General features: G+C 55.7%; 23 protein-coding genes. 7 read left to right on the forward strand and 16 right to left on the reverse strand.

The features are described 5' to 3' along the window. Positions 1–75: 75 nt before the first annotated feature. A complete protein-coding gene (locus tag ACEWL3_RS00710; RefSeq protein WP_386177120.1) occupies positions 76–774 on the forward strand; it encodes a DUF1045 domain-containing protein in 699 nt (232 codons plus the stop codon). A gap of 26 nt (positions 775–800) precedes the next feature. Here ACEWL3_RS00710 and ACEWL3_RS00715 read toward each other — a convergent pair whose 3' ends face one another. After that, on the reverse strand, positions 801–2,240 hold the full coding sequence (locus ACEWL3_RS00715) for a mannose-1-phosphate guanylyltransferase/mannose-6-phosphate isomerase (RefSeq protein ID WP_386177121.1): 1,440 nt from the start codon (positions 2,238–2,240) through the stop codon (positions 801–803). Positions 2,241–2,434: 194 nt separating this feature from the next. On the opposite strand from ACEWL3_RS00715, the gene ACEWL3_RS00720 reads away from it, so the two are divergent. Next, entirely contained in the window at positions 2,435–3,451 is a 1,017-nt protein-coding gene (locus ACEWL3_RS00720) for a threonine/serine dehydratase family protein (RefSeq protein WP_386177122.1), read from the forward strand. Here ACEWL3_RS00720 and ACEWL3_RS00725 read toward each other — a convergent pair whose 3' ends face one another. From ACEWL3_RS00725 to ACEWL3_RS00745, 5 genes are all read right to left on the reverse strand, one after another. After that, entirely contained in the window at positions 3,452–4,954 is a 1,503-nt protein-coding gene (locus ACEWL3_RS00725; RefSeq protein ID WP_386177123.1) for an AMP-binding protein, read from the reverse strand. Then, the gene (gene sauS, locus ACEWL3_RS00730; protein ID WP_386177124.1) at positions 4,951–6,354 is read right to left on the reverse strand and encodes an acylating sulfoacetaldehyde dehydrogenase; all 1,404 of its coding nucleotides are present in this window, start codon (positions 6,352–6,354) and stop codon (positions 4,951–4,953) included. Before sauS ends, ACEWL3_RS00725 begins: the two co-directional genes overlap by 4 nt. 70 nt (positions 6,355–6,424) lie before the next feature. After that, positions 6,425–7,393: a tripartite tricarboxylate transporter substrate binding protein gene (locus ACEWL3_RS00735; RefSeq protein WP_386177125.1), complete on the reverse strand. Its 969-nt coding sequence runs from the start codon at positions 7,391–7,393 to the stop codon at positions 6,425–6,427. A gap of 42 nt (positions 7,394–7,435) precedes the next feature. Then, positions 7,436–7,906, reverse strand: a complete 471-nt coding sequence (locus ACEWL3_RS00740) for a tripartite tricarboxylate transporter TctB family protein (RefSeq protein ID WP_386177126.1) — start codon at positions 7,904–7,906, stop codon at positions 7,436–7,438. Beyond that, complete coding sequence (locus ACEWL3_RS00745; protein WP_386177127.1) at positions 7,903–9,414, reverse strand: tripartite tricarboxylate transporter permease; 1,512 nt, start codon at positions 9,412–9,414, stop codon at positions 7,903–7,905. Before ACEWL3_RS00745 ends, ACEWL3_RS00740 begins: the two co-directional genes overlap by 4 nt. A gap of 101 nt (positions 9,415–9,515) precedes the next feature. Between ACEWL3_RS00745 and ACEWL3_RS00750 the strand changes: the two genes are divergently transcribed. From ACEWL3_RS00750 to cueR, 3 genes are all read left to right on the forward strand, one after another. Further along, on the forward strand, positions 9,516–10,538 hold the full coding sequence (locus tag ACEWL3_RS00750) for a LacI family DNA-binding transcriptional regulator (RefSeq protein ID WP_386177128.1): 1,023 nt from the start codon (positions 9,516–9,518) through the stop codon (positions 10,536–10,538). 78 nt (positions 10,539–10,616) lie between these two features. Then, positions 10,617–13,070, forward strand: a complete 2,454-nt coding sequence (locus ACEWL3_RS00755; protein ID WP_386177129.1) for a heavy metal translocating P-type ATPase — start codon at positions 10,617–10,619, stop codon at positions 13,068–13,070. Further along, positions 13,067–13,456, forward strand: a complete 390-nt coding sequence (gene cueR / locus ACEWL3_RS00760; protein ID WP_386177130.1) for a Cu(I)-responsive transcriptional regulator — start codon at positions 13,067–13,069, stop codon at positions 13,454–13,456. Before ACEWL3_RS00755 ends, cueR begins: the two co-directional genes overlap by 4 nt. On the opposite strand, the gene ACEWL3_RS00765 is transcribed toward cueR, so the two are convergent. Genes ACEWL3_RS00765 through gmd form a run of 3 tightly spaced genes read right to left on the reverse strand, consistent with a single transcriptional unit; the run spans position 13,453 to position 16,671 of the window. Beyond that, positions 13,453–14,619, reverse strand: a complete 1,167-nt coding sequence (locus tag ACEWL3_RS00765; protein ID WP_386177131.1) for a DegT/DnrJ/EryC1/StrS family aminotransferase — start codon at positions 14,617–14,619, stop codon at positions 13,453–13,455. The genes cueR and ACEWL3_RS00765 overlap by 4 nt on opposite strands. Next, positions 14,616–15,551 (reverse strand): GDP-L-fucose synthase family protein, encoded by a 936-nt coding sequence (locus tag ACEWL3_RS00770; protein WP_386177132.1) that lies wholly within the window; start codon positions 15,549–15,551, stop codon positions 14,616–14,618. The genes ACEWL3_RS00765 and ACEWL3_RS00770 overlap by 4 nt, the downstream gene beginning before the upstream one ends. 4 nt (positions 15,552–15,555) lie before the next feature. After that, positions 15,556–16,671, reverse strand: coding sequence for a GDP-mannose 4,6-dehydratase (gene gmd / locus ACEWL3_RS00775; RefSeq protein ID WP_386177133.1), 1,116 nt, complete (start codon positions 16,669–16,671; stop codon positions 15,556–15,558). A gap of 311 nt (positions 16,672–16,982) precedes the next feature. On the opposite strand from gmd, the gene maiA reads away from it, so the two are divergent. Then, positions 16,983–17,630, forward strand: coding sequence for a maleylacetoacetate isomerase (maiA, locus tag ACEWL3_RS00780; RefSeq protein WP_386177134.1), 648 nt, complete (start codon positions 16,983–16,985; stop codon positions 17,628–17,630). A gap of 5 nt (positions 17,631–17,635) precedes the next feature. Here the strand turns inward: maiA and ACEWL3_RS00785 are convergent, their stop codons facing one another. Genes ACEWL3_RS00785 through ACEWL3_RS00815 form a run of 7 tightly spaced genes read right to left on the reverse strand, consistent with a single transcriptional unit; the run spans position 17,636 to position 24,005 of the window. Continuing rightward, positions 17,636–18,625 carry a P1 family peptidase gene (locus ACEWL3_RS00785; protein ID WP_386177135.1) on the reverse strand — a complete coding sequence of 330 codons (990 nt, stop codon included), beginning with the start codon at positions 18,623–18,625 and terminating at the stop codon, positions 17,636–17,638. 49 nt (positions 18,626–18,674) lie between these two features. Beyond that, on the reverse strand, positions 18,675–19,025 hold the full coding sequence (locus tag ACEWL3_RS00790; RefSeq protein ID WP_386177136.1) for a cupin domain-containing protein: 351 nt from the start codon (positions 19,023–19,025) through the stop codon (positions 18,675–18,677). Next, complete coding sequence (locus ACEWL3_RS00795; RefSeq protein ID WP_386177137.1) at positions 19,022–19,768, reverse strand: SDR family oxidoreductase; 747 nt, start codon at positions 19,766–19,768, stop codon at positions 19,022–19,024. The genes ACEWL3_RS00790 and ACEWL3_RS00795 overlap by 4 nt, the downstream gene beginning before the upstream one ends. After that, positions 19,759–20,622, reverse strand: a complete 864-nt coding sequence (locus ACEWL3_RS00800; protein WP_386177138.1) for an alpha/beta fold hydrolase — start codon at positions 20,620–20,622, stop codon at positions 19,759–19,761. Before ACEWL3_RS00800 ends, ACEWL3_RS00795 begins: the two co-directional genes overlap by 10 nt. 25 nt (positions 20,623–20,647) lie before the next feature. Then, complete coding sequence (locus tag ACEWL3_RS00805; protein WP_386177139.1) at positions 20,648–22,249, reverse strand: ABC transporter ATP-binding protein; 1,602 nt, start codon at positions 22,247–22,249, stop codon at positions 20,648–20,650. Next, a complete protein-coding gene (locus tag ACEWL3_RS00810) occupies positions 22,246–23,061 on the reverse strand; it encodes an ABC transporter permease (protein ID WP_386177140.1) in 816 nt (271 codons plus the stop codon). Before ACEWL3_RS00810 ends, ACEWL3_RS00805 begins: the two co-directional genes overlap by 4 nt. Further along, entirely contained in the window at positions 23,058–24,005 is a 948-nt protein-coding gene (locus ACEWL3_RS00815) for an ABC transporter permease (protein ID WP_386177141.1), read from the reverse strand. Before ACEWL3_RS00815 ends, ACEWL3_RS00810 begins: the two co-directional genes overlap by 4 nt. A gap of 88 nt (positions 24,006–24,093) precedes the next feature. Here ACEWL3_RS00815 and ACEWL3_RS00820 point away from each other — a divergent pair, with 88 nt between their 5' ends. After that, positions 24,094–25,206: an acetoin utilization protein AcuC gene (locus ACEWL3_RS00820; protein ID WP_386177142.1), complete on the forward strand. Its 1,113-nt coding sequence runs from the start codon at positions 24,094–24,096 to the stop codon at positions 25,204–25,206. Positions 25,207–25,213: the final 7 nt, after the last annotated feature.

Genomic DNA, 25,213 nt, shown 5'->3' on the forward strand with positions numbered 1-25,213 from the left:
CCTTGGCAAAGCTGGTCTGGAGGGGCAATTGACCGCTATGGTTCTGTTACTTAGCCCAAAAAGGAAAAATGCCACGTGTTCACCCGCTATGCCATCTTTTACACGTTGCCACCGTGCCCGCTTGCTGAGTTTGGCGCGGCATGGCTGGGGTGGGATATTGCGCTGGCAAAACGCGTGGGACATCCTGACATGGATGGTCTCGACATCTCGTCAATAACTCAAGCGCCGAGGAAGTATGGGCTGCACGGGACGATCAAACCTCCTTTTCAACTGGCTGAAGGCACCAGCGAGCAGGAGTTGAAGAATGCTTTGGCACTGCTGTTTCAGGACTTGCAGCCTGTGATGCTCGACAGATTAAAGCTGACCACGCTCGGACGGTTTCTGGCGTTAGTTCCTTTGGGTGATGTGGTAGAGCTGAATAATCTTGCCGCCAAGGTCGTCAAAACGCTGGACGGTTTTCGCGCGCCTCTTACTGAGAGTGAATATGCCCGTCGCTGCGGTGCCAATTTGTCGCCTGCCCAGAAAGAAAACCTGCGGAATTGGGGGTACCCTCACGTTATGGATGCATTCAAGTTCCACATCACTCTGACTGGCAAACTTGATAAAGTGACACTGTCAAAGGTGATCTTGGCGCTCGATCCAGTGATCACACCTATGATCCCACAGCCTTTTGTGATCAACAGCTTGACCCTTGTCGCTGAGCGGACGGACGGAATGTTTATCGCTCTCGACCGCTATCCTCTTGGGGTATCCGAACCCAAAGCCAACGCTTAACGAAATAACAGACCCTAAAAGGGCAATTATCCCTTTGCGCCCTGCCCACGGGCATAGACATCTTCATAGCGCACAATGTCGTCCTCGCCCAAGTAACTGCCAGTCTGCACTTCGATCAATTCCATCGGTAATTTACCGGGGTTTTCCATGCGGTGTACGGCCCCGACCGGAATGTAGACACTTTCATTTTCACTGACCAATTGGACTGTCTCGTTGATCGTGACTTTGGCGGTGCCGGCAACGACGATCCAGTGTTCGGATCTATGCACATGGCTTTGCAAGCTGAGCGCGGCACCGGGCGTCACCACGATACGCTTTACCTGAAAACGACCTGCCAGGATCAATGTCTCAAAGAAGCCCCAGGGCCGGTGATCCTTGGGAAAGGTATCCGCCTGTGGGATCGCGGATTTGCGCATTTCCTTGACCACATCACCCAGATCCGCAACCCGGTCACGATGCGCGACCAGAACCGCATCGGGCATGGCCACTGCGACGATGTTCTCAAGCCCGAGCCCAACCAATTGCAACGCCTCATTATCAGAACGCAGCAATGTATCCTTGCAGTCGATGGCATAGGACGCGCCTTGTGTTGCGACGCCGTCTGTATCTATTTCGGCGTGCTGATGCACCGCGTTCCAGCCCCCCAAATCAGACCAATCGCCCTTGTGTTGGATCACCGAAAGATTGCTCACCTTTTCCATGATCGCAAAATCCACGGAAATATCCGCACATTTTGCCCATGCGTCGGGATCAAGACGGAGGAAACCCAGATCGGTCTGTGCTGCTTCCACCGCAGCGCGCACGTGCGTAAGCGTATCAGGCGCGTGTTCAGCAAAGGCATCAATCAACGTCTGTGCCGTGTACATGAAAATACCTGCATTCCACAGGTAGTCACCAGCAGCCAGCATCCGCTCCGCCTCGGCCAAATGCGGTTTCTCGACAAAGCGTTTCAGGGGGACAACCCCGTCGACCTCGCCGCTGCCCAGTTCGAGATAGCCATATCCGGTTTCAGGACGGTCCGGCGTGATACCAAAGGTCACGATTTGCCCCGCCTTTGCGGCCGCGATCCCGCGCAGTACGCTGTCTCGGAATACATCGGCTTGGGTGATGTAATGGTCTGACGGGGCCGCCAGCATCAAACCATCAGGATCTGTCTGCGCGAGAACCAGTGCCGCCGCCAACAGCGCAGGTGCTGTATTACGCGCCTGCGGTTCAATCAGAACGGCACCGGGATCAATGTTCATCTCGGACAATTGTTGGGTCGCGATAAATCTGAAATCAGAATTGGTGACAATCAGCGGTGCCGCAAACCCAGCGCCAGACAGGCGCTCGCTGGATTGCTGAAACAGGCTTCCTTTGCCAACAAGTGCAATGAACTGCTTGGGAAAACTTTTGCGGGACACTGGCCAAAGACGTGTGCCCGAACCGCCGCACAAAATAACCGGGGTGATATTCTTTGACGTCATCTATGCTTCCTCTGTCGCTTGGGCGAACGTAACCAAAAAAGTGCACGGCGCGCCCAAGCACCAATCCACCAGACCATTAACCTCAATACTCAGCTTGCTTTATGGCTGAGTATTTGTCGCGATCGGCTGTTGACTTAGAAGCCAGAAGCCATGCGCAATACAGCTAAGCATAAGTCATTGAGGAAATACAAGATATGGCAAAAATTAAGAACGACGGTGTAACGTTGGAGGCCATGACAACCCGCGCTGCTTTGCTGAGTGATGCAGTGTTCCGCACGCCTGTTGTACCGCTTACAACGCCCCTCATCGGTGATCTTATGGGGTGTGGCGCGGTATTTCTAAAGCTTGAGTGCTTTCAGCATACGGGAACGTTCAAGGCGCGAGGTGCGCTGTCTGTTGCGCGGCAGATACCTGAGGATCGGCGTGGTGCGGGGATCACGGCGGCAAGTGCCGGAAACCACGCCATCGCAGCGGCTTGGGCAGCACGGCAATGTGGCATGTCAGCCAAAGTTGTGATGCAAAACACTGCGAACCCCTTTCGGATTGCCCGTGCAAAGGCTCAACAGGCCGAAGTGATTTTGCGCGATCCCGGTCCAGACACCTTTGCCGAAGCCGAGCGCCTGTCGCTTGAAGAGGGCCGGACCTTCATTCACCCGTTTGAGGGGGTCGACACCACGCTTGGCGCATCGGGTGTCGGGTTGGAGTTGATCCAGGATGTGCCGAACCTTGATGCCGTCATCGTATCGGTTGGCGGTGGCGGGCTGATCAGCGGTGTCGCAGCCGCGATCAAGGCTGTGAACCCAAAGTGCAAGGTTTTCGGTGTGGAGCCAACCGGCGCGGACAGCATGTCACGTAGCCTTGCAGCAGGTCGGCCAATTACACTGGACAAGGTTACAAGTATCGCTGACAGCCTCGCGCCGCCGATGGCCCTACCGTTCGGCTACGCGCTCTGCGCGGCCTATGTCGATGAAATTGTGACTGTAACGGATGACCAGATCTGCGCAGGGATGGTCGTCTTGCAACAAGAGGCCAAGCTGGCTGTTGAGCCTGCGGCAGGGGCGGCAATAGCAGGGATGATCGGGCCATTGCGTGCGCGATTGCTTGGTAAAAGGATCGGTGTCGTCATTTGTGGGGCAAACATAGACGCCGCATCTTATGAGGTCCTGTTGGCGCGGGGTCGCGACCATTTGGAGGTGTTGATCGCGCCGTGATCAGTCACCGCGGGTCAGCTCTGCAATCTTGAGGCGTTGGATTTTTCCGGATGGTCCTTTTGGCAAGTCATCAAGAATATGCACGACATCGGGTGCCTTGAAGGCACCAATCTTTTTGCTGCAAAGCTCAATCAAATCCAGATTGGTCAGAGTTGACCCTGCCTTGATCTTGACGGCTGCCTCGACCCGCTCCCCATAGCTTGTGCAGGGCCGCGCAAACGCTGCCGCCTCAATCACATCCGAATGCGAATAAAGTGCCTCGTCAATCTCGCGCGGGGCAATGTTTTCGCCGCCTTTGATGATCAGTTCTTTCAAACGCCCAGTGACAAAGAGATAGCCATCCGCATCCTTGCATCCCAGATCACCGGTGCGCAGCCATCCGTCAGGCGTGAACGACCGGGCGGTGGCGTCAGGATTTTTGAGGTATTCGAGCATGACATTTGGGCCGCGCACACAAATCTCGCCTTCCTGATCGACAGGCATGGGCCTGAGGTCTTTGGATAGGATGCAAACCTCATTGCCAAAGGCCAATCCCGGCGAGCCAATTTTGCGAACACCGGGGGGCAAAGGGTTGGACAAAATTTGTGCTGCAGTTTCGGTCAGACCCATTGTCTCGACAATCGCGACGCCAAATCGTGTTTCAAACGCGGTCTGCACGTCTGGCGACAACGCGGAGGATGCCGAGCGTCCAAATCGCAATGCCGCCCGGGTCTTTGGATCTGGGTTGGCCTCTGCGTGCAACAGATACGAGATGATCGTTGGCACAACCGAAAACCACGTTGCATTGGCAGATCTGGCATGGTCCCAGAATTGGCTTGCCGAAAATCTGGGGCACATCGCGACGGTCCCACCCGACACAAGCGCCCCCATGACGGTCACGCACAACCCATTGATGTGATAGATCGGCAGCACACAAAGACCGCAATCCGAAGGCGTCAAGCCATGTGCGATCGCCGTTGTCCAGCCCCCGGCGAGCAGACTGGAATGGGTGTGAACCACGCCTTTGGGCTGACCGGTTGTACCGGAAGTATACATCAGCAACGCCTGATCGGTCGGGGCAAGATCAACCAAAGGCGCGGTATCAGAGCCGTAGATATCGACTTGGCTGATCTGTCCGGGTCTGGTCGCCTGATCAAAGATCTCCTGCGCATCTTGATGCACGAAGGCATATCGTGCCTCGCTGTGGTCCAGCGCGTACCCTATCGCGCTGGTGCCGGCGACAAGGTTGATCATTGTCGCGCGAAAGCCGCCGTAAAGAACACCATAAAGCGCCAACACACCGTCGCGGCAATTGGGCTGCATCAACGCAACACTTTCGCCCTTTTTGATGCCCTGTGCCGTGAGGTGCGCGGCAATCCGGGCTGCGTGATCCCGCAGATCGGCCCAACTCAAAGCATCATCATCACCGGCCGGAAAAACAAATGCCGGACCATCGGTTTCAGCCCGTGCATTCAGCCAATTCCGAACGGTGCCCTGTGGCGGCGTTTCAGCAGACAGGATCATGCGCCGACGTCAGCCCAATAGCCTGCGAAAATATCCTCGACCGAAGGTTCTCGTGCCGGGATTTCGCGAATGATTTTGGTGGTCTGCATGAAATGTTTCCAATGCAGATTATCATCTATCGAATTGCCGCCCCAAGACCCGCAGCCCATGGAAAGGGAAAATGGCATCCCGTTGTTAAAGGCACCACCTGTGGCAAAACAATGTGCCTGATTGACGATCACCCGGCAGGTTGGCAACGCGCGGCCCAGTGCAAGTGCGCGTCCGTCGTCGGTTGAATGCAGGCCCACTGAATGACCGGCACCCTGATGCGCAAGGATTTTGGCGGTGAGAGACATTGCATCCTCAAAATCTGCAGCATGGTAAAGCGCCGCGACACGCGACAATTTTTCGCCCGACAAAGGGTATTCTGGCCCGATCCCTGTTGTCTCAACTGCCAGAAACCTGGTGTCCGATGGCACCTCATTGGTCATACCGAGCGCGGCCAGCATCTTGTCCGCATCCTGTCCGATGACAGATCGGTTCAGATGGCCATCTGGCCAAAGTTTTGAAACTATCTGAGCTTCATCTTTCGCCAGTGCGCCGCCAGCTTTCGCAAGCGCGGCAACAAACACGTCGTAGACGTCATCCACAACGACAATCGCATTTTCAGACGAGCAGGAGGTTGCATTGTCAAAAGTCTTGGAGGCAGTGATTTTTTCCGCGGCAGCATCCAGATCAGCGGTTTCATCGATGATCACGGTGACGTTGCCTGCCCCTACGGCCAAGGCCGGAGTGCCGCTGGTATAGGCGCGCCTGACGTTGTTTTGGCTGCCGGTCACGACAATCATATCGCTGATCTCAAGCAATCTCTGGGTTTTCTCTTTCGATCCTTTGCCGGGGATCATCTGAACCAGCGTTTTGTCTTCGCCAATCTTGTCAAATTCTGCGTGGATATACGCAAGCAATGCCACGCAGGCTGGAACGCCTTTCGGCGAGGGCGACAGTACAATGGCGTTGCCGCATTTCAGCGCATTGATGATGTTATTGGCAGGCGTTGCCGCCGGGTTTGTTGAGGGCACCACCGCGCCGATCACCCCGATGGGGCGGGCGATTTCGGTGATGCCGGTTTTGGCGTTGTTGGATATGACGCCAAAGGTCTTAACATCTGCGATGTCGCGCATCAGACCCAGTGTCTTGCGATGATTCTTGGTGATCTTGTCAGGGACATTGCCCAAGCCGGTGGTTGTCACTGAAAGCTCAGCCAACTCGCGGTTCCGCGCAGGTTCCATGATGGCCCAGGCTGCAGCCTGTGAAGCACGGTCATAGCGTTGCTGCGATCCGCCTGCCTCGTATGCCTGTTGGGCAACACGGGCGTTGGCGACAACGGCATCGACGTCGGCAAGGTCATCATGGGCATTCATTGGGCGTGTCCTTGTTCGGGGATAGTGGGCCACCATCACCCCGCCAGCGCGGGGTGATGTTCTGGATTTGTCAAAGACCTGAGAGCAGTTCCTTGAGGCTTTCTTCACGTGCGTCCCACATCGCCTTGACCTCATCACGGTTCATGATGTGCATGGGCGATCCGCCTGATTTCATCTTGCCAGTCACCCTGCTGTTTTCAAACATCAACGGCACTGTCGCGGCCAGTTTCTCGATGATCGCTTCGGGCGTCCCTTTGGGCACCATGATGCCACGAAAGTTAACCGATGCGTTATCAACATCCAGCCCGGCCTCTTTCATTGTCGGTACATCTGGCAGAAATTCGTTGCGCTCCAGATCAGCCACCGCGAGAATTCTGACATTCCCTGCTTCTGCGGCACGGAACGCATCAGACAGATTGTTGATGCCTGCCATAACCTCTCCGGCAATCACTGCTTTCATGGCTGCGGCACCGCCGCCTTTGGTCGGGATAAAGGCAATTTTCATGTCGCCCGCTTTTTCCATTTGAAGGGCCGCGATGTGGTGGCCGACAAAAAGACCGGCACCAGAGGTTGTCAGTTTACCCGGATTGGCTTTGGCAAAATCAACCACATCTTGCAGTGTGTTGAACGCGCTGTCGGCACCGACAATCAGAACCGCTGGGTCCGCACCCCAGTTGGCAATCGGTTCAAAGCTGTCTGCGGAATATTCAACGCCGCCTTTGATCGACTGGGCGATAAAATGCGGAATGTTATAGGCGGCAAGGGTGTAGCCATCGGCGTCAGCCTGTGTCGCGAACCAGTTCCATCCGACACGCCCACCCGCACCGGGTTTATTCAGGATGGCGATGGGCATGCCCAGCGCGTCCTCGTTCCCGGCGGTCATTGTCACGATGCGCGCCTGAAAATCCGTTGCACCACCAGCGCCATAGCTCACCATCATCATGATGGGGCGGTCTGGAAAGCTGCCATGCCCATCTGCGTATGCCGCCCCGGTCAGGCCCAAAATGGCCATTGCGGCCCTGGCTAGTAACTTCTTCATCGTTTTTTCCTCCCTAAATGTGTGATCTGCCGCCCTTGCGGTTCAGAAGAATATCTCTCGCGGTGTGTACACTTTGAGAAGTGTTGCGAAGAGAAGGTACATAACGACCATAAAGCAGGCCGTGATGATGACGCGTTTGACCCATGATCTGACTTCAGAATGTGAATTCGGGTCATACAAACTTAGCAGAATGAAAAAGGCGATTGCGGTCGCAGTATAAAAACCCAATCCCTTGGCCGCCCAGAAAATATAGACAAGGGCGATGATCAAGCCCGGCAGCAGGTTTGTGAATTGCCGCAGGGTGATGCCAGCGCCAACCTTTGTCCATCCAAGGCATGCTTTGACAAAGGTCCAGATGGCGAGCACGACAAAGATGGTTGCGATCAGCCGCGGAAATAGAAAAGCCTCGGATGGTTGCTGGGTATAGCTGATGTAGGTGACCCACACACCAACCGCCGCCACAAAGCCAGAGGCCAGAATATGTTGAATGCGGGGCAGGGAAAGATCTTTCATGCCATGATCTCCTCTTTTGAGGTGTAGCGGCGATTGCGCAGTTCCATATAGGCGGAATACAGGATTGATGCGATCACCACTGCAATCAGAAACATATTCAGTGGACCACCAAAGAAATAGGGCGTCATGCCATCCGTTGCGTGGGCGATCATTGAACCTTGGATAAAGTTCGCTTCAGCAATTGGACCGAGGATCAGACCCAACACCAGGGGAGCTGCTGAAAACCCAAAGCGTTCGAGAAAATACATCATCACACCAAGTGACGCCATGACATAGACATCCCCCATCGAGCTTTGCACAGAATAGCTGCCAAAAACGGCAAGACCCAGCACCACAGCCGCCATGATAGATTGCGGGACCCGCGCCACCTTGGCCGCAAATCCAGCGATATAGAGGCCAAAAACGCACATCAGTATTTGACCAATCAGCATTGAGTTGATGAATGTCCATGCCACATCGGGATGGTTGTCAAACAGGTCCGTTCCCGGAAAAATCCCATGGATCAGCAGCCCGCCCAACAACACAGCCGCCGTCGGTGAACCGGGGATAGAGAGCGTCAGAAGCGGCACCAGCGATGGCCCCACCATTGCGTTGTTAGCGGATTCAGCGGCAATAACCCCTTCTGGATGGCCCGTGCCGAACTTGTCCCGGTCGGGGCTGAATTTCTTGGACTGGTCATAGGCGACCAATCCGGCGATCTGCCCGCCCACACCGGGGATCAGGCCGATAATCGACCCGGTGATTGTGCCGATGCTCATAGCGCGTTTGTTGCGCATAATCTCTTTCATTGCATCAACAACGGAATGTTTTTCGACGCTGATCACCTCGGCACCAGATGCAATGCGGCCCTTGGCGAACATCGTGATCACCTGAGGAATTGCAAACAAACCGATCAGGGCCGCAATAATATTGATGCCGCCGCCCAATGCAGGATGAAAGATGAACCGTTGGGCACCCATGATATCGTCAAATCCAATGGTCGCCAGCCACAACCCAATGCAGCCAGATAGCAACCCCTTGACCACTGATTTGCTGTCAAGCGAACCGATGACCGTGACCCCAAGAATGGCAAGCCAGAACAAATGCGAGGGGCCAAAGGCCAGCGCCCATTTTGCCAGAACCGGTGTCAGAAAGATCAGCAGCAGCACGCCAAAAACACCGCCAACTGCTGACGCAAGGAACGACAGTTGCAAGGCCTTAGCGCCCTCGCCGTTCTGTGCCATGGTGTGCCCATCAAGTGTGGTGGCGATGTTGGCGGGTGCGCCCGGTATCTTGAGCAAGATGGCCGATACCGCGCCGCCTGCGACAGTTGATGTATAGGCCGCGCCCAACAAGATCAGCCCCTGCGCGGCCTCAAGTTGAAAGGTAAAGGGGATCAACAGCGCGACGGCCATTGTCGGTGACAGACCAGGTGTCGCACCAAGGATCAGCCCACCGATCGTGCCAATCAACAACAGACCGAAATTAATCGGCGTGAACACATCACCAAAGTAAAAGATAAATTCCATCAAGTCCCCACGAACAGCGCGCAGCCGCGTTGACAATTAAGGGTAGGCAATGAAAATAGTTTTGCAAATGTTTTCATCTGCAAGCATATTTTGGGGTTCAAGTGATTGATAAAAATAGAAAGAAGGCAGATATCGTCGCAGTTGCCAAGGCGGCAAGAGTGTCGATTTCTACTGTATCACGAAGCTATAACCACCCGGAACAGGTCAAACCCGCGACCCGCAAAAAGATTGACGCAGCAGTGCGGCGGCTTGGGTATATCCGCAATCGGGCCGCGCAAACCATGCATGGTATTCGGTCCGGCACAATTGGATTGATTGTTCCAACCATTGATCACGCGATCTTTGCCGAAGTAATTCAAGCGTTCTCTGACGCGGTTGATGCCGAAGGGTTCACAATTCTGATTGCGTCCCACGGCTACGATCTGGAGCGTGAGTACGCGGTCATGCGCAAATTTCTCGAACACCGTGTGGATGGTGTCGCGTTGATTGGGCAGGAACATTCAGAAGAAACCTATCAACTGCTCGACAGTCAGGCGATCCCCGCGATGACAATCTGGAACTTTGCCGAAACATCGCGGATATCCTGTGTGGGTGCGGATAATTTTGCGGCGGGCCAGACGGCGGCGGAACATCTGATCGGACTTGGCCACCGAAAGATTGGTCTAATCTTTCCTCCGACCGGCGGTAATGACCGCGCCTCTGACCGTCAAAGCGGCGCATTCGCCGCCTTGGCGCAGGCAGAAATTATGACGCAAGCACACTGGTGGATCGAAGCACCCTATAGCATCTCAGATGCGAAGAAGGCAGCACTTGAGCTTTTGCAAAGCGGCCCGGTGCCAACTGCGCTTTTGTGTGGCAATGATGTCCTGGCGCAGGGGGCAATTTATGCGGCATTGCGTTTTGGCCTGCGGATACCGGAGGATATTTCAATCATCGGGATCGGCGACTTTAAAGGTTCAAAGGAAATGGAGCCAAACCTAACGACTGTACGATTGCCTGCGCGACGCATCGGTCTGCTTGCGGGTCAGCAGCTTGCCAGATCCATCATTCATTCCGAACTGGATGTGTTCCGCATCCGCTGCGATATCGAACTAATCGCGCGCGGCACCTGCGGTCGAGTTTGACCAAATGCTGAATGGCCCTTGACCTTCCAGTCACTGGAACACTTATGTGGGTTAGGACCACACATAGGATTTCCGGAAATGCACTCTGATACCACATTCATTTTGCCCATCAAAAACATGTCATGCGCAAGTTGCGTCGGCAGGGTTAATCGCGCGCTGGAAGGCGTGAAGGGAATATCAGCGTTTTCTGTGAACCTCGCGACTGAAACAGCGCAGTTTGAACTGGATGATCCAGAAACGTCAAAAGAGATCATCTTGACACTGGACAAAGCCGGCTATCCCGCGGCGTCCGAAAGTATTCGTTTTCAGATCACTGGGATGTCTTGCGCATCCTGTGTCGGTCGGCTTGAAAAGGCACTGCTTGGGGCACCGGGTGTCACAGAGGCCCATGTGAATCTGGCTGACGAAAGTGCTACGGTAGAGTATGTTCCTGGCCTCACAAGTCCGGAGCAGCTTGCACAAGTTGCGGCAACGGCCGGATATCCAGCGTCTGTGCAGTCCGAACAGGCACCCACAGACCGTTCGGCCGTCAAAGCCGAGGAAGCAGCACAGCAAAAACGCGCAATGATCGTGTCATCGGTTCTTACGGTACCCGTTTTCATCCTTGAGATGGGCGCGCATCTGGTGCCAGCCTGGCATCATCTTATTGCGCAGACGATTGGCATTGGGACCAGTTGGTCCATTCAGTTTGTATTGACCACAATCATCCTCATTTGGCCGGGACGCGGGTTTTTTGTGAAAGGGTTCAGGGCATTGATCCACAAGGCCCCGGACATGAACAGCCTCGTCGCGCTGGGCGCAGGGGCTGCCTGGTTGTTTTCGACGGTCACGCTGGTTTTCCCGGATGTGCTGCCGCTGGCCGCGCGCGCAGTCTATTTTGAAGCAGCGGCGGTCATTGTCACGCTGATCCTGCTGGGTCGCTGGCTTGAGGCGCGGGCCAAGGGCCAGACCGGCGCTGCAATCCAAAAGCTGATCGGCCTTCAGCCCCGGACCGCACGTGTGAAAGTTGGTGACGATTGGGTCGATCGCCCCATTTCCGAGTTGCGCGTCGGCGATGTGTTTCTGGTCCGCCCCGGAGAGCGGCTTCCGATTGATGCAACGGTGGTATCGGGTGGCAGTGATGTTGATGAAAGCATGATCACAGGCGAACCGATGCCAGTCACCAAAACAACAGGCGACTTGGTGACGGGTGGCACGGTCAATGGCCTGGGCAGTTTGACCTGTGAGGTGATGCGCATTGGCGATGATACCACACTGTCCCAAATCATTCGGATGGTTCAACAGGCCCAGGGTACCCGGTTGCCGGTGCAAGGGTTGGTCGACCAGATCACCATGTGGTTTGTTCCCGCCGTTCTGATTTTGGCCGCCGTGACAATAGTGATCTGGTTGATCTTTGGTCCTGATCCAACCGTGACATATGCGCTTGTAGCGGGGGTTTCTGTGTTGATCATCGCGTGTCCCTGCGCGATGGGACTGGCCACGCCAACCTCGATCATGGTGGGAACAGGGCGCGCCGCTGAACTTGGGGTGCTCTTCCGGCAAGGGGACGCACTGCAGTCGCTCAGCGCGGTTGATGTGGTCGCGTTTGACAAGACTGGGACACTGACGGTCGGTCGGCCCACATTGACGGATTTGATAGTGGCCGAGGGGCAGAACTCACAAGATGTCCTTGCCCTTGTTTCGGCCGTTGAAGCGTTGTCAGAACATCCCATTGCACAGGCGATTGTGGCTGCAACCAAGGCGCAAAACCTGACGATCCCTGATGCGGAAGCCTTTCAGGCGATCACCGGGCAGGGCGCAAAAGCAACCGTGAAAGAAAGAAATATCATCGTCGGCAACGCGCGCCTCATGGCGGCGAGCGGCGTTGATGTGTCTGAGGTTGAGGCGGATGCAACTGCATTGGCAAAAAAGGGGCAGACAACTGTATTTGCTGCGATAGACGGTCAGATCGCCGCTCTTGTCGCGGTATCAGATCCCATAAAGCCCGACAGCGTCGTAGCAATCAAAGGACTTAAGGCCCAAGGTCTGCAAGTGGCGATGATCACGGGCGACGGCGAAAATACGGCTCAATCAGTGGCCCGCGAGCTGGGCATTGATCATGTTGTCGCAAACGTCCTGCCAGATGGAAAAATGGCGGCATTGGACCACCTGCGCGGCGCGGGTCAAAAGATCGCATTTGTCGGGGATGGGATCAACGATGCACCGGCGCTCGCACATGCGGATATTGGCATTGCCATCGGAACCGGCACAGATGTTGCAATCGAAACGGCGGACGTAGTTTTGATGTCAGGAAACCTATCAGGCGTTGGCACCGCGATTACCGTCTCTCACAGCGTGCTGCGCAATATTCGGCAGAACCTTTTCTGGGCATTTGGGTATAATATTGCGCTTATCCCGGTCGCGGCAGGTGTGCTTTATCCGATGTTCGGCATTCTTCTGTCACCGGTCTTGGCCGCCGGGGCGATGGCATGTTCATCAGTTTTCGTTCTAACCAACGCGCTGAGGTTGCGCAGGATTGAGGGTTCAAAATGAATATCTCTGAGGTAAGCAAGGCGACCGGGCTGCCCACCAAGACCATTCGGTATTACGAAGACATCAATCTGGTCCGTCCGATGCGGCAACCCAATGGATATCGCGCGTTTCGCGAGACGGATCTTCACAAACTAGCCTTTGTTGCACGGGCAAGGTCTTTGGGCTTTCCGGTGGAAAGCTGTCGCAGTTTGCTGGCGCTTTACGATGATGAAACGCGTGCAAGCGCTGACGTCAAACAGATCGCGAAATCCCATTTGACAGAGATCGACCAAAAGTTGGCCGAACTCACTGCGATGCGCGACACTTTGCGTGTTTTGGTCAAGGCCTGCGCAGGCGATGATCGGCCGGATTGCCCGATCCTGCGCGATCTGGCCGCGCCCCATTAAAGCGTCACAAGCACCTTGATCGCCTCGGGCAGGGGATAGTGATGGTTGCCCACGAACAATCCATTGTCATCGATGTAATTCGCATTGCTCAGCGTGTCGTGTATTTCAAAATCGAAATAGTCCATCACTTCATTCTTGGCAAAATTCCCGGCGACAATCGGGCGGCATTCAAACCCTGCGGCCGATAAATCACGCACCATCTGGGCGCGTTCGCCCGTATGCACATCGCGCAGAACCAGCGAAAATCCAAACCAGCTTGAATTGCCAATCTCACGTTGGATCATGAAACGAGGATGATCCGACACCGCGTCCTGAAGCAGCGCCCCGTTGGCGCGCCGTCCCGCAATCAGGCCGGGCAGTTTTTTGATTTGCTCACGGCCCAGCGCACCCGACATCTCCAGCGGGCGCAGGTTGTAGCCCGGCAGGACAAACCGAAAACTTTCCTTGAACGGATCATCGCTTTTTTCGCCTGTCACATGATTGAATTTCGGCAAATTACGGGTCCACCCATGGGCGCGCAGGGACAACATGATATGGTAAAGTTCTTCATCATCCGTGACGACCATACCGCCTTCCATGGTGGAAATATGGTGTGAAAAGAACGATGAAAATGTCCCCATAACGCCAAAGGTTCCCGCCTGTTTGCCTTCAAACGTGGCCCCCATGGATTCGCAGTTGTCCTCGATCATCACGATGTTGCGGCCATCGGTCAGGCGTTTGAGTGCTGCGAAATCATTGGGATTGCCCAACAGGTTCACCACCATCAACGCGCGCGTGTTATCCGTGATCGCAGCCTCAAGTGCTGCCAGATCATAGTTCAGTGTTTCCCGGTCGATATCCACAAACTTCAACCGCAACCCATATTGGCAAAGCGGGTAATAGGTGGTCGACCAGCTGACTGCGGGCACGATAATCTCATCGCCGCGTTCAAGTTTTAGGGCTGTGTTTTTGGTGAAAAACAAAGCCGCCGTCATGAGCAGGTTGGCGGATGATCCGGAATTTACCATCACAGCATATTTGCTGCCAAAAAGCGCTGCGAATTCTTCCTCATAGGCGCGCACTTCTGGCCCCATTGAGAACATGTCAGAGGCGATGACCCGGTCAAGTGCTGCAAATTCCGCATCGTCCCAGGATGAAGTGGCCAAAGGATACTTGAACGTCATTTTGAGTGATACTCCAGATAATGGCGATAGGTTTGTGAGATACCATCGCGCAGTGTTGTCGGTGCGCTCCAACCCCAATCGGTTTGGCGTGCTATAGAGCAGAGTTTTTGTTTCATGCCCACCGGGCGGGACAGATCATGGGTAAATGCCCCTTGCCAGCCGATTACATCTGCAACAGTCGCATAATAGTCATTGATCGAATGGTCATGGCCCAGTCCAATGTTCATGGCACCGGGCAAGCCGCCGGGATTTTGAACTGCTTTCCAGACAGCGTCAGCCAGATCTCCCGCATACATAAATTCACGCCGCGCCGTGCCATCACCCCAGATTTCAACCGCCGCATCGCCAGTTAGTTTGGCCTGATGGACTTTATGGATGATTGCGGGCAAAAGATGCGAGTTCTTGGGGTCAAATTTGTCATACGGACCGTAAAGGTTGCAGGGGATCAAAGTTTTGTACTGCGCCGCCGCATCTTCTTGCCGGATATAATCACAAAGCCGCATTGCCATGATCTTGGCCAATGCATATCCCTCATTGGTCGGCTCTAACGGCCCGGTCAGGATCATCTCCTCACGTAGCGGATTTTCCGCTTGGGCCGGGTACATACAGGTTGAGGCGAGGTTGATCAGGGCCCCAACACCCGCTTGTCGCGCGCCCATAATCACATTGCGGCCCATCGCCACGTTTTCCTCAAGAAACGCCACCGGATGGGCCATGTTCGCCTGAATGCCGCCCACACGCCCCGCCGCATGGATCACCAGATCAGGTTTATGAGCATTTATAAAAGCGTCTACGGCGTCCGCATTGGTCAGGTCCAATTCCGCACTGCGGGGCGCAAGGATATCCCAGTCAGCAGCGCATGCGTGATCCTGAATATTGCGGCCCACCATGCCGCCGCCGCCGGTCAGCAGCATTTTGCCTTTGCTGCTCATTCGGTTAATCCTCTTTCGACATCAGGCCGTCAAAGCCATGTTCTTTGAGAATACGTTCACGCTTGGCGGCTTTGAGGTCGTTTACAACCATTTCAGCACACATCTCCTGAACGCTTATTTGTGGTTCCCAGCCCAAAATACGTTTGGCTTTGGATGGATCACCCAGCAGGGTTTCCACCTCTGCCGGGCGGAAATAGCGGGGGTCGATTTTCAGAATTACGTCGCCTTGTGAAAGAGCCGGGGCATTGTCACCGGTGATGGTATCCACGATCGCCACCTCATTCACGCCATCTCCTTCAAAGCGTAGGGTAATGCCCAGTTCAGCGGCCGACCATTCGATGAATTGACGTACCGAATATTGCTTGCCGGTTGCGATGACAAAATCGTCTGGTTCGTCTTCTTGCAGCATCATCCATTGCATGCGCACGTAATCTTTGGCGTGGCCCCAATCGCGCAACGCGTCGATGTTGCCCATGTAAACACACGTCTCCAATCCCTGTGCGATATTCGACAGACCACGGGTGATCTTGCGGGTCACGAATGTCTCGCCGCGGCGCGGGCTTTCATGGTTGAATAGAATACCGTTGCAGGCAAACATTCCATATGCCTCGCGGTAATTCACCGTCATCCAAAACGCATACATCTTGGCCACTGCATAGGGGCTTCGCGGGTGAAACGGCGTGGTCTCGGTCTGGGGCGTTTCTTGCACAAGTCCATAAAGTTCGGATGTGGACGCCTGATAGAACCGGGTATTGTCCATCTTGAGAAAACGGATTGCCTCAAGCAAACGCAGTGTCCCGATGGCATCAACATCTGCGGTGTATTCGGGGGCCTCAAAGCTGACGGCAACATGGCTTTGCGCACCCAGATTATAGACCTCATCGGGCTGCACTTCGGACAGAATCCGCGTGAGGTTCGATGTGTCCGTCAGATCACCATAGTGCAGTTTGAAGTTTGCATTGGTTGTGTGCGGATCCTGAAAGATGTGATCGACCCGCTGCGTATTGAACAGCGATGCTCGACGCTTGATCCCATGCACTTCATAACCCTTTTCCAACAGCAGTTCTGCCAGATAGGATCCGTCCTGACCAGTGATCCCGGTGATAAGTGCTTTTTTCATGGGTTTCGATCCTACAATTACGCGTCGTTGCCGCGAAAAGGTGTCGCGGTGCTTTGGCCCTTTCTATGCTATCACGTGGAGGAGGCCAACAACTGTTCCAGCACGCGGCGGACTGGCCCCGGCTTTGGTATCGCGGTAACATCGCTTCAACGCGGCACTGGAAGTAAGAAACACAAGATGTACATTTTACATGCTCAAAGCCAAGCTAGCCATGCGGTGCAAAGTACGCAAACCGGCTCCATTCCCCACCTGAAACGTACCGAATATTTGCCTGACGAATTCGAAATCCTCGCGGCAATTGGCCCGCACGCATGAACGATCTGGCTTTGCATAACTACTTTCGGTCCTCGACGTCGGTGCGGGTCCGCGCGGCGCTGAACCTCAAAGGGCTTGGCTATGACTATGTCCCGCTGTCCCTGCTCAAAGGTGAACAGGCAAGTGCCGACCATCTGGCGCTGAACCCTTCTGGTCTGGTGCCAACCTTGGTGACGCCGCAGGGACCATTGCCGCAATCATTGGCGATCCTGGAATGGCTGGATGAGGTGCACCCGGAACCACCCCTTTTGCCGTCTGATCCATGGGCACGTGCACGTGTGCGCAGCTTGGCACATATTGTGGCACTCGATACTCATCCGGTGAACAACCTGCGCATCCTCAAGCATCTTGAGACCGAATTTGGTGTGGATGCGGCCGGCAAGGCCGCATGGTTTCGCCGATGGGCACAAGCAGGTATGCACGCGCTGGAAACCCGGTTGGCGTCAGAACCTGAGACAGGAGAATTTTGCCATGGCGATGTCGTTGGGCTGGCTGATTTGTGCCTTTATGCGCAAGTCCTGAACAACGCGCGGTTTGAGGTGGATATGTCGCCTTATCCGACCATCAGGCGCATTCACGCCAACAGCATGGCCATTCCTGCACTTGCCGCAGCAGCGCCCGCCAATCAGCCAGACGCAGAATAAGCGTTTCAGCTGTTCAGACTGCGCCAACTCGGCAGCAGATCATCGGGTGCGGGTGTTGCAGCATATACCGCCCTTGCAATTGCACGTGCCAGACAGAGAGATGCGGCGTGACCGATCAGGCTTACATCAGCTTGCGGTTTGCCCCCCGTGGCGAGGGCAAAAACAAGATCACCGTCAAATGGAGTATGTGCCGGGACAGTGGCCCGCCCGATCCCGTCATGCGCGGCAACCGCGACACGGTGGCATTGGGATTTCGTCAGGGTCGCATCGGTTGCGACAATCGCGATGGTCGTATTTTCGCGCAGTGAAATTGCGGCAGCCTTGCGGCTTTCCAAGCTCAATCCAAGACCGGACGCAGGGTCCGGGCCCAACCCGCCGAACTCTGATCCGATTTCGAAGGGTGCGGCGTAGAAATGCCTGTCGCCGGGTGTGGTCACGGCCCCGACTGGGTTTGCTGCAACCAATGCGCCAACCATTGTCCCGTCTGGCAGGGACAATGAGGCAGAGCCAAGCCCGCCTTTCAACATTGCACTCAGCGCACCGGTCCCAGCACCAACAGACCCAAGATCAAATTCATCCGACGCGTTGTCAAAAGCTTGACGCCCCAAATTTCGATAGGGGTTCTCGACCCAATCCTTTGCCCCGCCGTTCAGCAAATCAAAAAGAATGGCCCCAGGTACCAGCGGGATTGTTGCATCGCCGACCTGAAATCCGCGCCCCGCTGCGCGCAACCCGTCCATCACCCCCGAACAGGCATCCAGCCCAAAAGCAGACCCACCTGACAAAACCAATGCATCAACTGCGGTGACGGATTTGTCCGGTGCCAGCAGATCGGTTTCACGCGTCCCCGGTGCACCGCCCATAACGTGCACGGATGCGGCAAAGGGAACGTCCGCTGATAAAACGGTGGCACCAGACTTGAGGGTATTATCCTGCGCATTGCCAACCACCAGGCCAGTGACATCTGTGATCAGGTTCTTGGGTCCGGGTTTCATATGGCGGTGCCTGTTGATGAGGATGATCGGTATTTAGAAAAGCGTGAATTCAAAGACGCGGCTTGGCTGCTGCCGTGGCAGGATCGCCGGTGTTTGGGACGCCTTTGGGTTCAATCAACAGGACCTCGCATTCCTGGGCGGCACGCGGGCGATGCGTCACGCCCTTGGGCACGATGAAAACCTCGCCGGTCTTGACGGCATGCGATGCCCCCTCAAGATCCATGATCATTTCACCTTTGAGTACCATGAAAAAATCATCGGTATCCTCATGCAGGTGAAATGGAAACTCACCCTGGAACTTGACCACCATAATGTCGTTCTCATTGTAATCTGCAACCACATGCGGATCCCAATGGGTGCTGATCCGCGCCAGCTTTTCGGCCAGATTTACTGCGATCATATGCAGCGCCCTCCGTCCACTTCCATGGCCACGCCGGTGATCATGCTGGCCTCATCCGAGCAAAGGAACAGGGCGGCATTGCCCAGATCCTCGGGTTGCGAAAAACGGCCCAACGGGATGGTTGCTAGAAACTTGGCCCGCATTTCTGGTGTGTCCTCGCCCATAAAGCTTTTGAGCAGCGGCGTTTCACCTGCAACCGGATTCAGCGCGTTCACCCGCACACCATCCGGGGCGAGTTCGACCGCCATGGTTTTGGTTGCCGTGATCATCCACCCTTTGGATGCATTATACCAATTCAGCCGGGGCCGGGGCGAAACACCAGCCGTTGAGGCGATGTTCAGGATGGCCCCTTTGCCGCGCTCCTTCATGTGGGGCACCAGTGCGCGGGCGGTCAGATAAACGGACTTCATGTTGACCTTGAACACCCGATCAAAGTCTTCTTCGGTGACCTTTTCCATCGGGGCAGGCAAATGGGTAATCCCTGCGTTGTTCACCAAAACATCAACGTGACCCCAGGCATCAATTGCGGCCTTCGCCATTGCGTTGACTGAGGCCCCGTTGCCAACATCAACCGGGCATGCGATCGCGTGATCTCCCATTTCACGGGCCAATTGCGTGGCAGCATCAGCGTTGATGTCGGCGACCATCACCCTCGCACCTTCTTGCAAGAACCGCCTTACGATCCCTGCCCCAAATCCAGAGGCACCCCCGGTGACAATGGCGGTTTTTCCGGTCAATCGCATGCTATTTCCTCCGATATGAAGCGGCGCAGGTGGGCAAAGAATACCTCAGGCTGATCATACTCAAGTAAATGCCCCGCGTCAGGCAAAGTGTGATGGGTTGCGCGTGCGTTGCCAAGACTCGTCAGCAAAACGTCGCTGAAGGGCACCGGCATCATTGGGTCACGGTTGCCTGAAAGGATCAAGGCGGGGCAGGTGAGACGGTTCAACGCGGCACGAAAATCGAAACGGCCCATTTCATTGTCGGGCCCGTTGAAGTGCATTGCAACAGGGTTCTTTACCGTCATCCGTTGCATCATGTCCGGGTCTGGAGGCGCGACAGAATAGTGAGGCAAGCAGTTTTCAAAGTAGGCCAGGCGGCGTTCCGGTGTTGGATCGCTCCAGTAGGCGCGTGCGACCTGTCCGGCGTCGTGGCCCGCAATCCGGCCAAAGGCGGCAAAGATGGTTTCAAAGTCCACATGGGCAGTGGTCGCAGCGAGAATCAATGCGCGCAGATGTCCGGGATATTTTGTGGCATATGCCTGTGCCACAAAGCCGCCAAAGGAAGCGCCAAATATGATCGGCTCTTTGATGCCCAGCGTTTGGCAAAGGGCAAAAATATCATCGGCCCATTGGTCCAACGTCCAGTGTTTTGGATCGCCATCTTCACTGCGTCCATTGCCACGGTGATCCACATAGACAATCTGTGCCAGATCGGACAGCTGTGAAAATGCCGGTTTAAAGATAGAATGGTCTGCGCCAGGCCCACCATGCAGCACAATCATTGTGGGCTTTTCGCGCATCACTGGGCCCTCGGCAACAAGCCCAGCCCCTTCTATATCAACGAACAGTCGGACGCCGTTTACCAGGATGCGCATAGACACCTTCTTACCGCAGATGGCGTCATGCCGTTTTCCGCGACAGATCTGGCAGCACCGGTGCAGCCGCGATCAGCGCCTTCGTATAGGGGTGTTGGGGGTTTTCAAAAAGGGACTGAGTTTCGCCCTGTTCCACGATCTCGCCCGACTTCATGACCAAGACGCGGTCAGTGATTGTGCGCACCACAGACAGGTCATGCGAGATGAACAGATAGGTCAGGTTGTAGGCTTTACAAAGGTCTGCCAGCAAATCAAGGATCTGGGCCCGTACAGAAACGTCCAATGCGCTGACCGCTTCATCAAACAAGATAAGGTCCGGGCGAATGATCAGGGCGCGGGCGATCGCGATGCGTTGACGTTGGCCACCAGAAAACTCGTGGATGTATTTCGTGGCGTCCTTTGCGGCCAGACCAACGGCAGTCAACGCGGCGTCTATGGCCCTGACACGGTCTGCACCTTGCGGTGGCTCGCGCAACAGATGGAAGGGTTCGGTAATCAGTCGATCAACCCGGTGGCGCGGATTGAAGCTGCCGAAGGGGTCTTGGAAAACAACCTGCATCTTGCGGCGCACTGCGAGGTTCGGTTTGGCACCGGTGAACACCGGCTCGCCATCCAAAGTGATGCTGCCAGATTGTATTTGCTCCAGCCCCAGCAGGGCGCGGGTGAGTGTGGATTTCCCACAGCCTGATTCCCCTACCAGACCAAGCCGTTCCCCCCGCGCGATGGAAAACGAGACATCGTTGACAGCCCGAAATGATCCTGTTGCGCCAAACAGCGTTGTGCGGGGCAGACGATAATCGCGCGTGACGTTTTTCACGTCGAGCAATTGGCGGGTATCGGTCACCTTGGGCAGAGTGACCATGTGACCTGAGGCGGCAAACAACATTTTGGTATAGGGGTGCTGCATGGTGCGCAAAAGCGTCTGTGTCTCGCCTTGTTCAACCACTTTGCCAGCGCGCATAACGACGATACGATCAGCCATATCCGCAACCACGGCCAAATCATGGGTGATCATCAAAAGGCCCATACCGTCTTCTTGGGCAAGCTTTTTGAGCAGGTCGAGGATCTGAGCCTGCGTGGTGACATCAAGTGCGGTTGTCGGCTCATCGGCGATCAACAGGCCCGGCCGCAAGGTGATGGCCATGGCGATGACAACCCGCTGACGCTGCCCGCCGCTGAGTTCATGCGGGAACCGTGAAAGAGGAAAACGGTCTTGCGGCAAACCAACGCGCGTCAGCGTTTCTGCCGCGCGCAGTTCTGCGTCCTGACGGGTCATTGTCCTGTCGTGGATGCGGAGCGTTTCGGCCACCTGTTGTCCGATGGTCTGGACGGGATTCAACGCTGTCATCGGTTCCTGAAACACCATGCCGACATCATTGCCGCGAATGGCGCACAGGGCGGGTTCATCCAGTTTGGTCAGATCCTGAACGCCCAGCATGATCTGACCTGTGGTGGTGGCACCTTTGGGCAGCAGTTGCATCGTCGCAAGTGCCGTCATGGATTTGCCGGAACCGCTTTCACCAGTGATTGCAACAATCTCTCCGGCACCAACAGATACAGTGATGTCGTGCAAGATCTGGATGCCATGTATCGACAGGGACATGTTTGTGATTTCAAGCAGGCTCATACCCGCGCCACCCGCAACCTGGGGTCAAGATAGTCGCGTAACCCGTCACCCATGAGGTTCAAGCCCAGAACCGTAAAGATGATTGCAAAGCCGGGGATCAGTGCCATATGCGGTGCGATGCTTACCAGTGTCTGGGCGTCGGCCAACATGCGCCCCCAAGAAGGTGTCGGCGGCTGCGCGCCAAGACCGACATAGCTGAGGCCTGCTTCTGCCAGAATGCCGAGTGAGAATTGGATCGTTCCTTGGACAATTAACAGGTTGGTCACATTTGGCAGGATGTGTTCCGCAGAAATGCGAGCCGCCGATTTGCCCGCCACACGGGCAGCCAGTATGAATTCACGCTGCCACAGTGAAAGCGCCGCGCCTCGCGTGATCCGCGCAAAGACGGGGATGTTGAAAATGCCGATGGCGATGATCGCGTTTATCGCCCCGGCCCCAAAAATCGCAGTGATCAGGATTGCAATCACAAGGCTGGGAAAGGCAAAGACCAGGTCATTGCCGCGCATGATCAATTCATCCATCCATGTCCCTTGTCGCGCTGCGGCCCAAAGGCCCAGCGGCACACCAAGACCCATGCCTATACCAACCGCCACCAACGCCACGGCGATAGATGTGCGCGCACCGACCATGATCATGCTCAGGATATCGCGACCAAAATGGTCCGTACCAAACGGATGCGCGCCACCGGGGGTTTGCAATTTGTTCGGAATATTCAGTGCGGCGTGGTCAAAAGGTGTCCAGACAAAGCTGATAAGGGCACCCAAAACGAAAACTGCCGTAAGCAGACCGCCAATGATCAGATTGCGTTTCATGTACGTGACCTCAGACGGGGGTCCACGGCTGCATAGGCCAGGTCGACGAGGAAATTCACCATGATCACCGAAAACACCAGCAACATGACGACCGATTCCACGACGATCAGATCGCGGGCAGAAATCGCCTGAAACACCAACCGTCCCAGCCCGGGCAAATAAAACACCTGTTCGATGATGATGGACCCAGCCAGCAGGAACGAAAACTGCAGTCCGATAATGGTCAGAACAGGGATCAGCGCGTTGCGCAGCCCGTGCCGCCAAAGCGCCTGCCGGGCGCTCAGACCCTTGGCGCGGGCAGTTCGCATGAAATCTTCGCCCAATACATCCAACAATGACGACCGCATGACACGCGCAAGGATCGCCGCCTGGGGCAGCGCGAGGGCGATGGCAGGCAGTGTCAGGCCGTGCAGGCCAGCCCAGAACCCTTTGTCCCAACCCACAAAACCACCTGCCGCGAACCACCGCAGATTGATTGCAAAGATCAGGACCAGAATCATCGCAAACCAGAAATTCGGCACCGCAACGCCAAGCTGCGTGGCCCCCATGACCCCGATATCGCCCGCCTGACCGCGCCGGGACGCGGCAAAGATACCTGCGGGAAAAGCAATCAATGTGCTCAGCGCTAAAGCGTAAAGCGCCAAAGGCAACGACACCCACAATCGGCCTGAAACCATGTCGATTACTGGCGTGCGATAGGTATAGGAGGTGCCAAAATCACCTGTCATCATACCGCCAACCCAGGCGATGTAGCGCTGCACCTTGGAGACATCGAGCCCCAGTTCAGTCCGCAGCGCGGCAAGCGTTTCAGGCTGGGCATTGATCCCAAGCATGAATGACGCCGGATCGCCCGGCGCGACCTCGATCACGGCAAAGATCACCAGCGATGCGACGGCAAGACTGATCAATAATGAAAGAAGGCGTTTGAGTGCATATCTGAGCATTACTGTGACGTTAGGCGCACAGCGCAGGGGCGTCCAGACTGCGATCACTGTGGCTGGCAATTTGACCGGACCGCGTTAGGTTTGCCTCATGCAGCATCCTGCTTTCATTGGACATGAGATTTTCCGTGGCTCAAGCTATGGGCGGTGGCACCCGTTGCGGGTGCCGCGTGTGTCAACGGTGATGGACCTCACCCAGGCTTTGGGGTGGCTTCCGAAAGAGCAATTTATCACCTCGCCCCGCGCCAAACCTGCGGCGCTGACAAGGTGGCATACGTCAGATTACATCGGCGCATTGCAAAGAGTTGAGGCAGCGCAGGCCGCAACCGCAGAAGATTTGACGCGCCATGATATCGGAAGCGTAACCAATCCAGTGTTCCCGGAGATTTTTCGCAGGCCCGCAACGGCGGCGGGCGGGTCAATTCTGGCGGGGGAACTGCTGCGCGACGGTGGTGTGATCTATAATCCGGCAGGCGGCACGCACCATGGTATGCCGGACCGGGCGAACGGGTTTTGCTATTTGAACGACCCGGTTCTTGCAATGCTCAGCCTGCGCAGTCACGGTGTGCGGCGCATCGCCTATGTCGATATCGACGCACACCATCCCGACGGGGTTGAGGTTGGCTTTGGCGGCGATCCCGATTGCCTGTTGATTTCAGTGCACGAAGACCGTCTGTGGCCGCGCAGTGGCGTGCTGGAAAACGATGCCGGCGGCAATGCCTTGAATTTGCCCGTGCCGCGCGGGTTCAACGACAGCGAAATGGCTTTTGTCAGAGACACATTGATCGTCCCAAAGGTGACCGCCTTTGCCCCTGACGCCATTGTTTTCCTGTGTGGTGCAGACGGAGTTGAAGAAGATCCGCTGTCTCACCTCAGCCTCAGCAACAATGCCCATTGGGATGTCCTGCGTTGCCTCATGGGCCTCGCGCCTCGGCTTTTGGTGCTTGGCGGTGGTGGGTACAACCCTTGGTCCGTCGGACGGCTGTGGACCGGGGTTTGGGGCATTCTGAACGGTCAAGACATACCGGATAATCTGCCCGAAAACGCCGAAACAGTCCTGCGGGGCTTGCGTTTTGATGGCAACCGGCGCGGCAAGAACCCGCCGGATCATTGGTTCACTACATTGCGCGACGCGCCGCGAGAGGGGGCGTTGCGGGATCAGGTTAAGGATGCCGTTTACATGCTGACACAACGCGTTTTGTAACGGGTGT

Source organism: Sulfitobacter sediminivivens (assembly GCF_042611115.2).
Lineage (GTDB): Bacteria > Pseudomonadota > Alphaproteobacteria > Rhodobacterales > Rhodobacteraceae > Sulfitobacter > Sulfitobacter sediminivivens.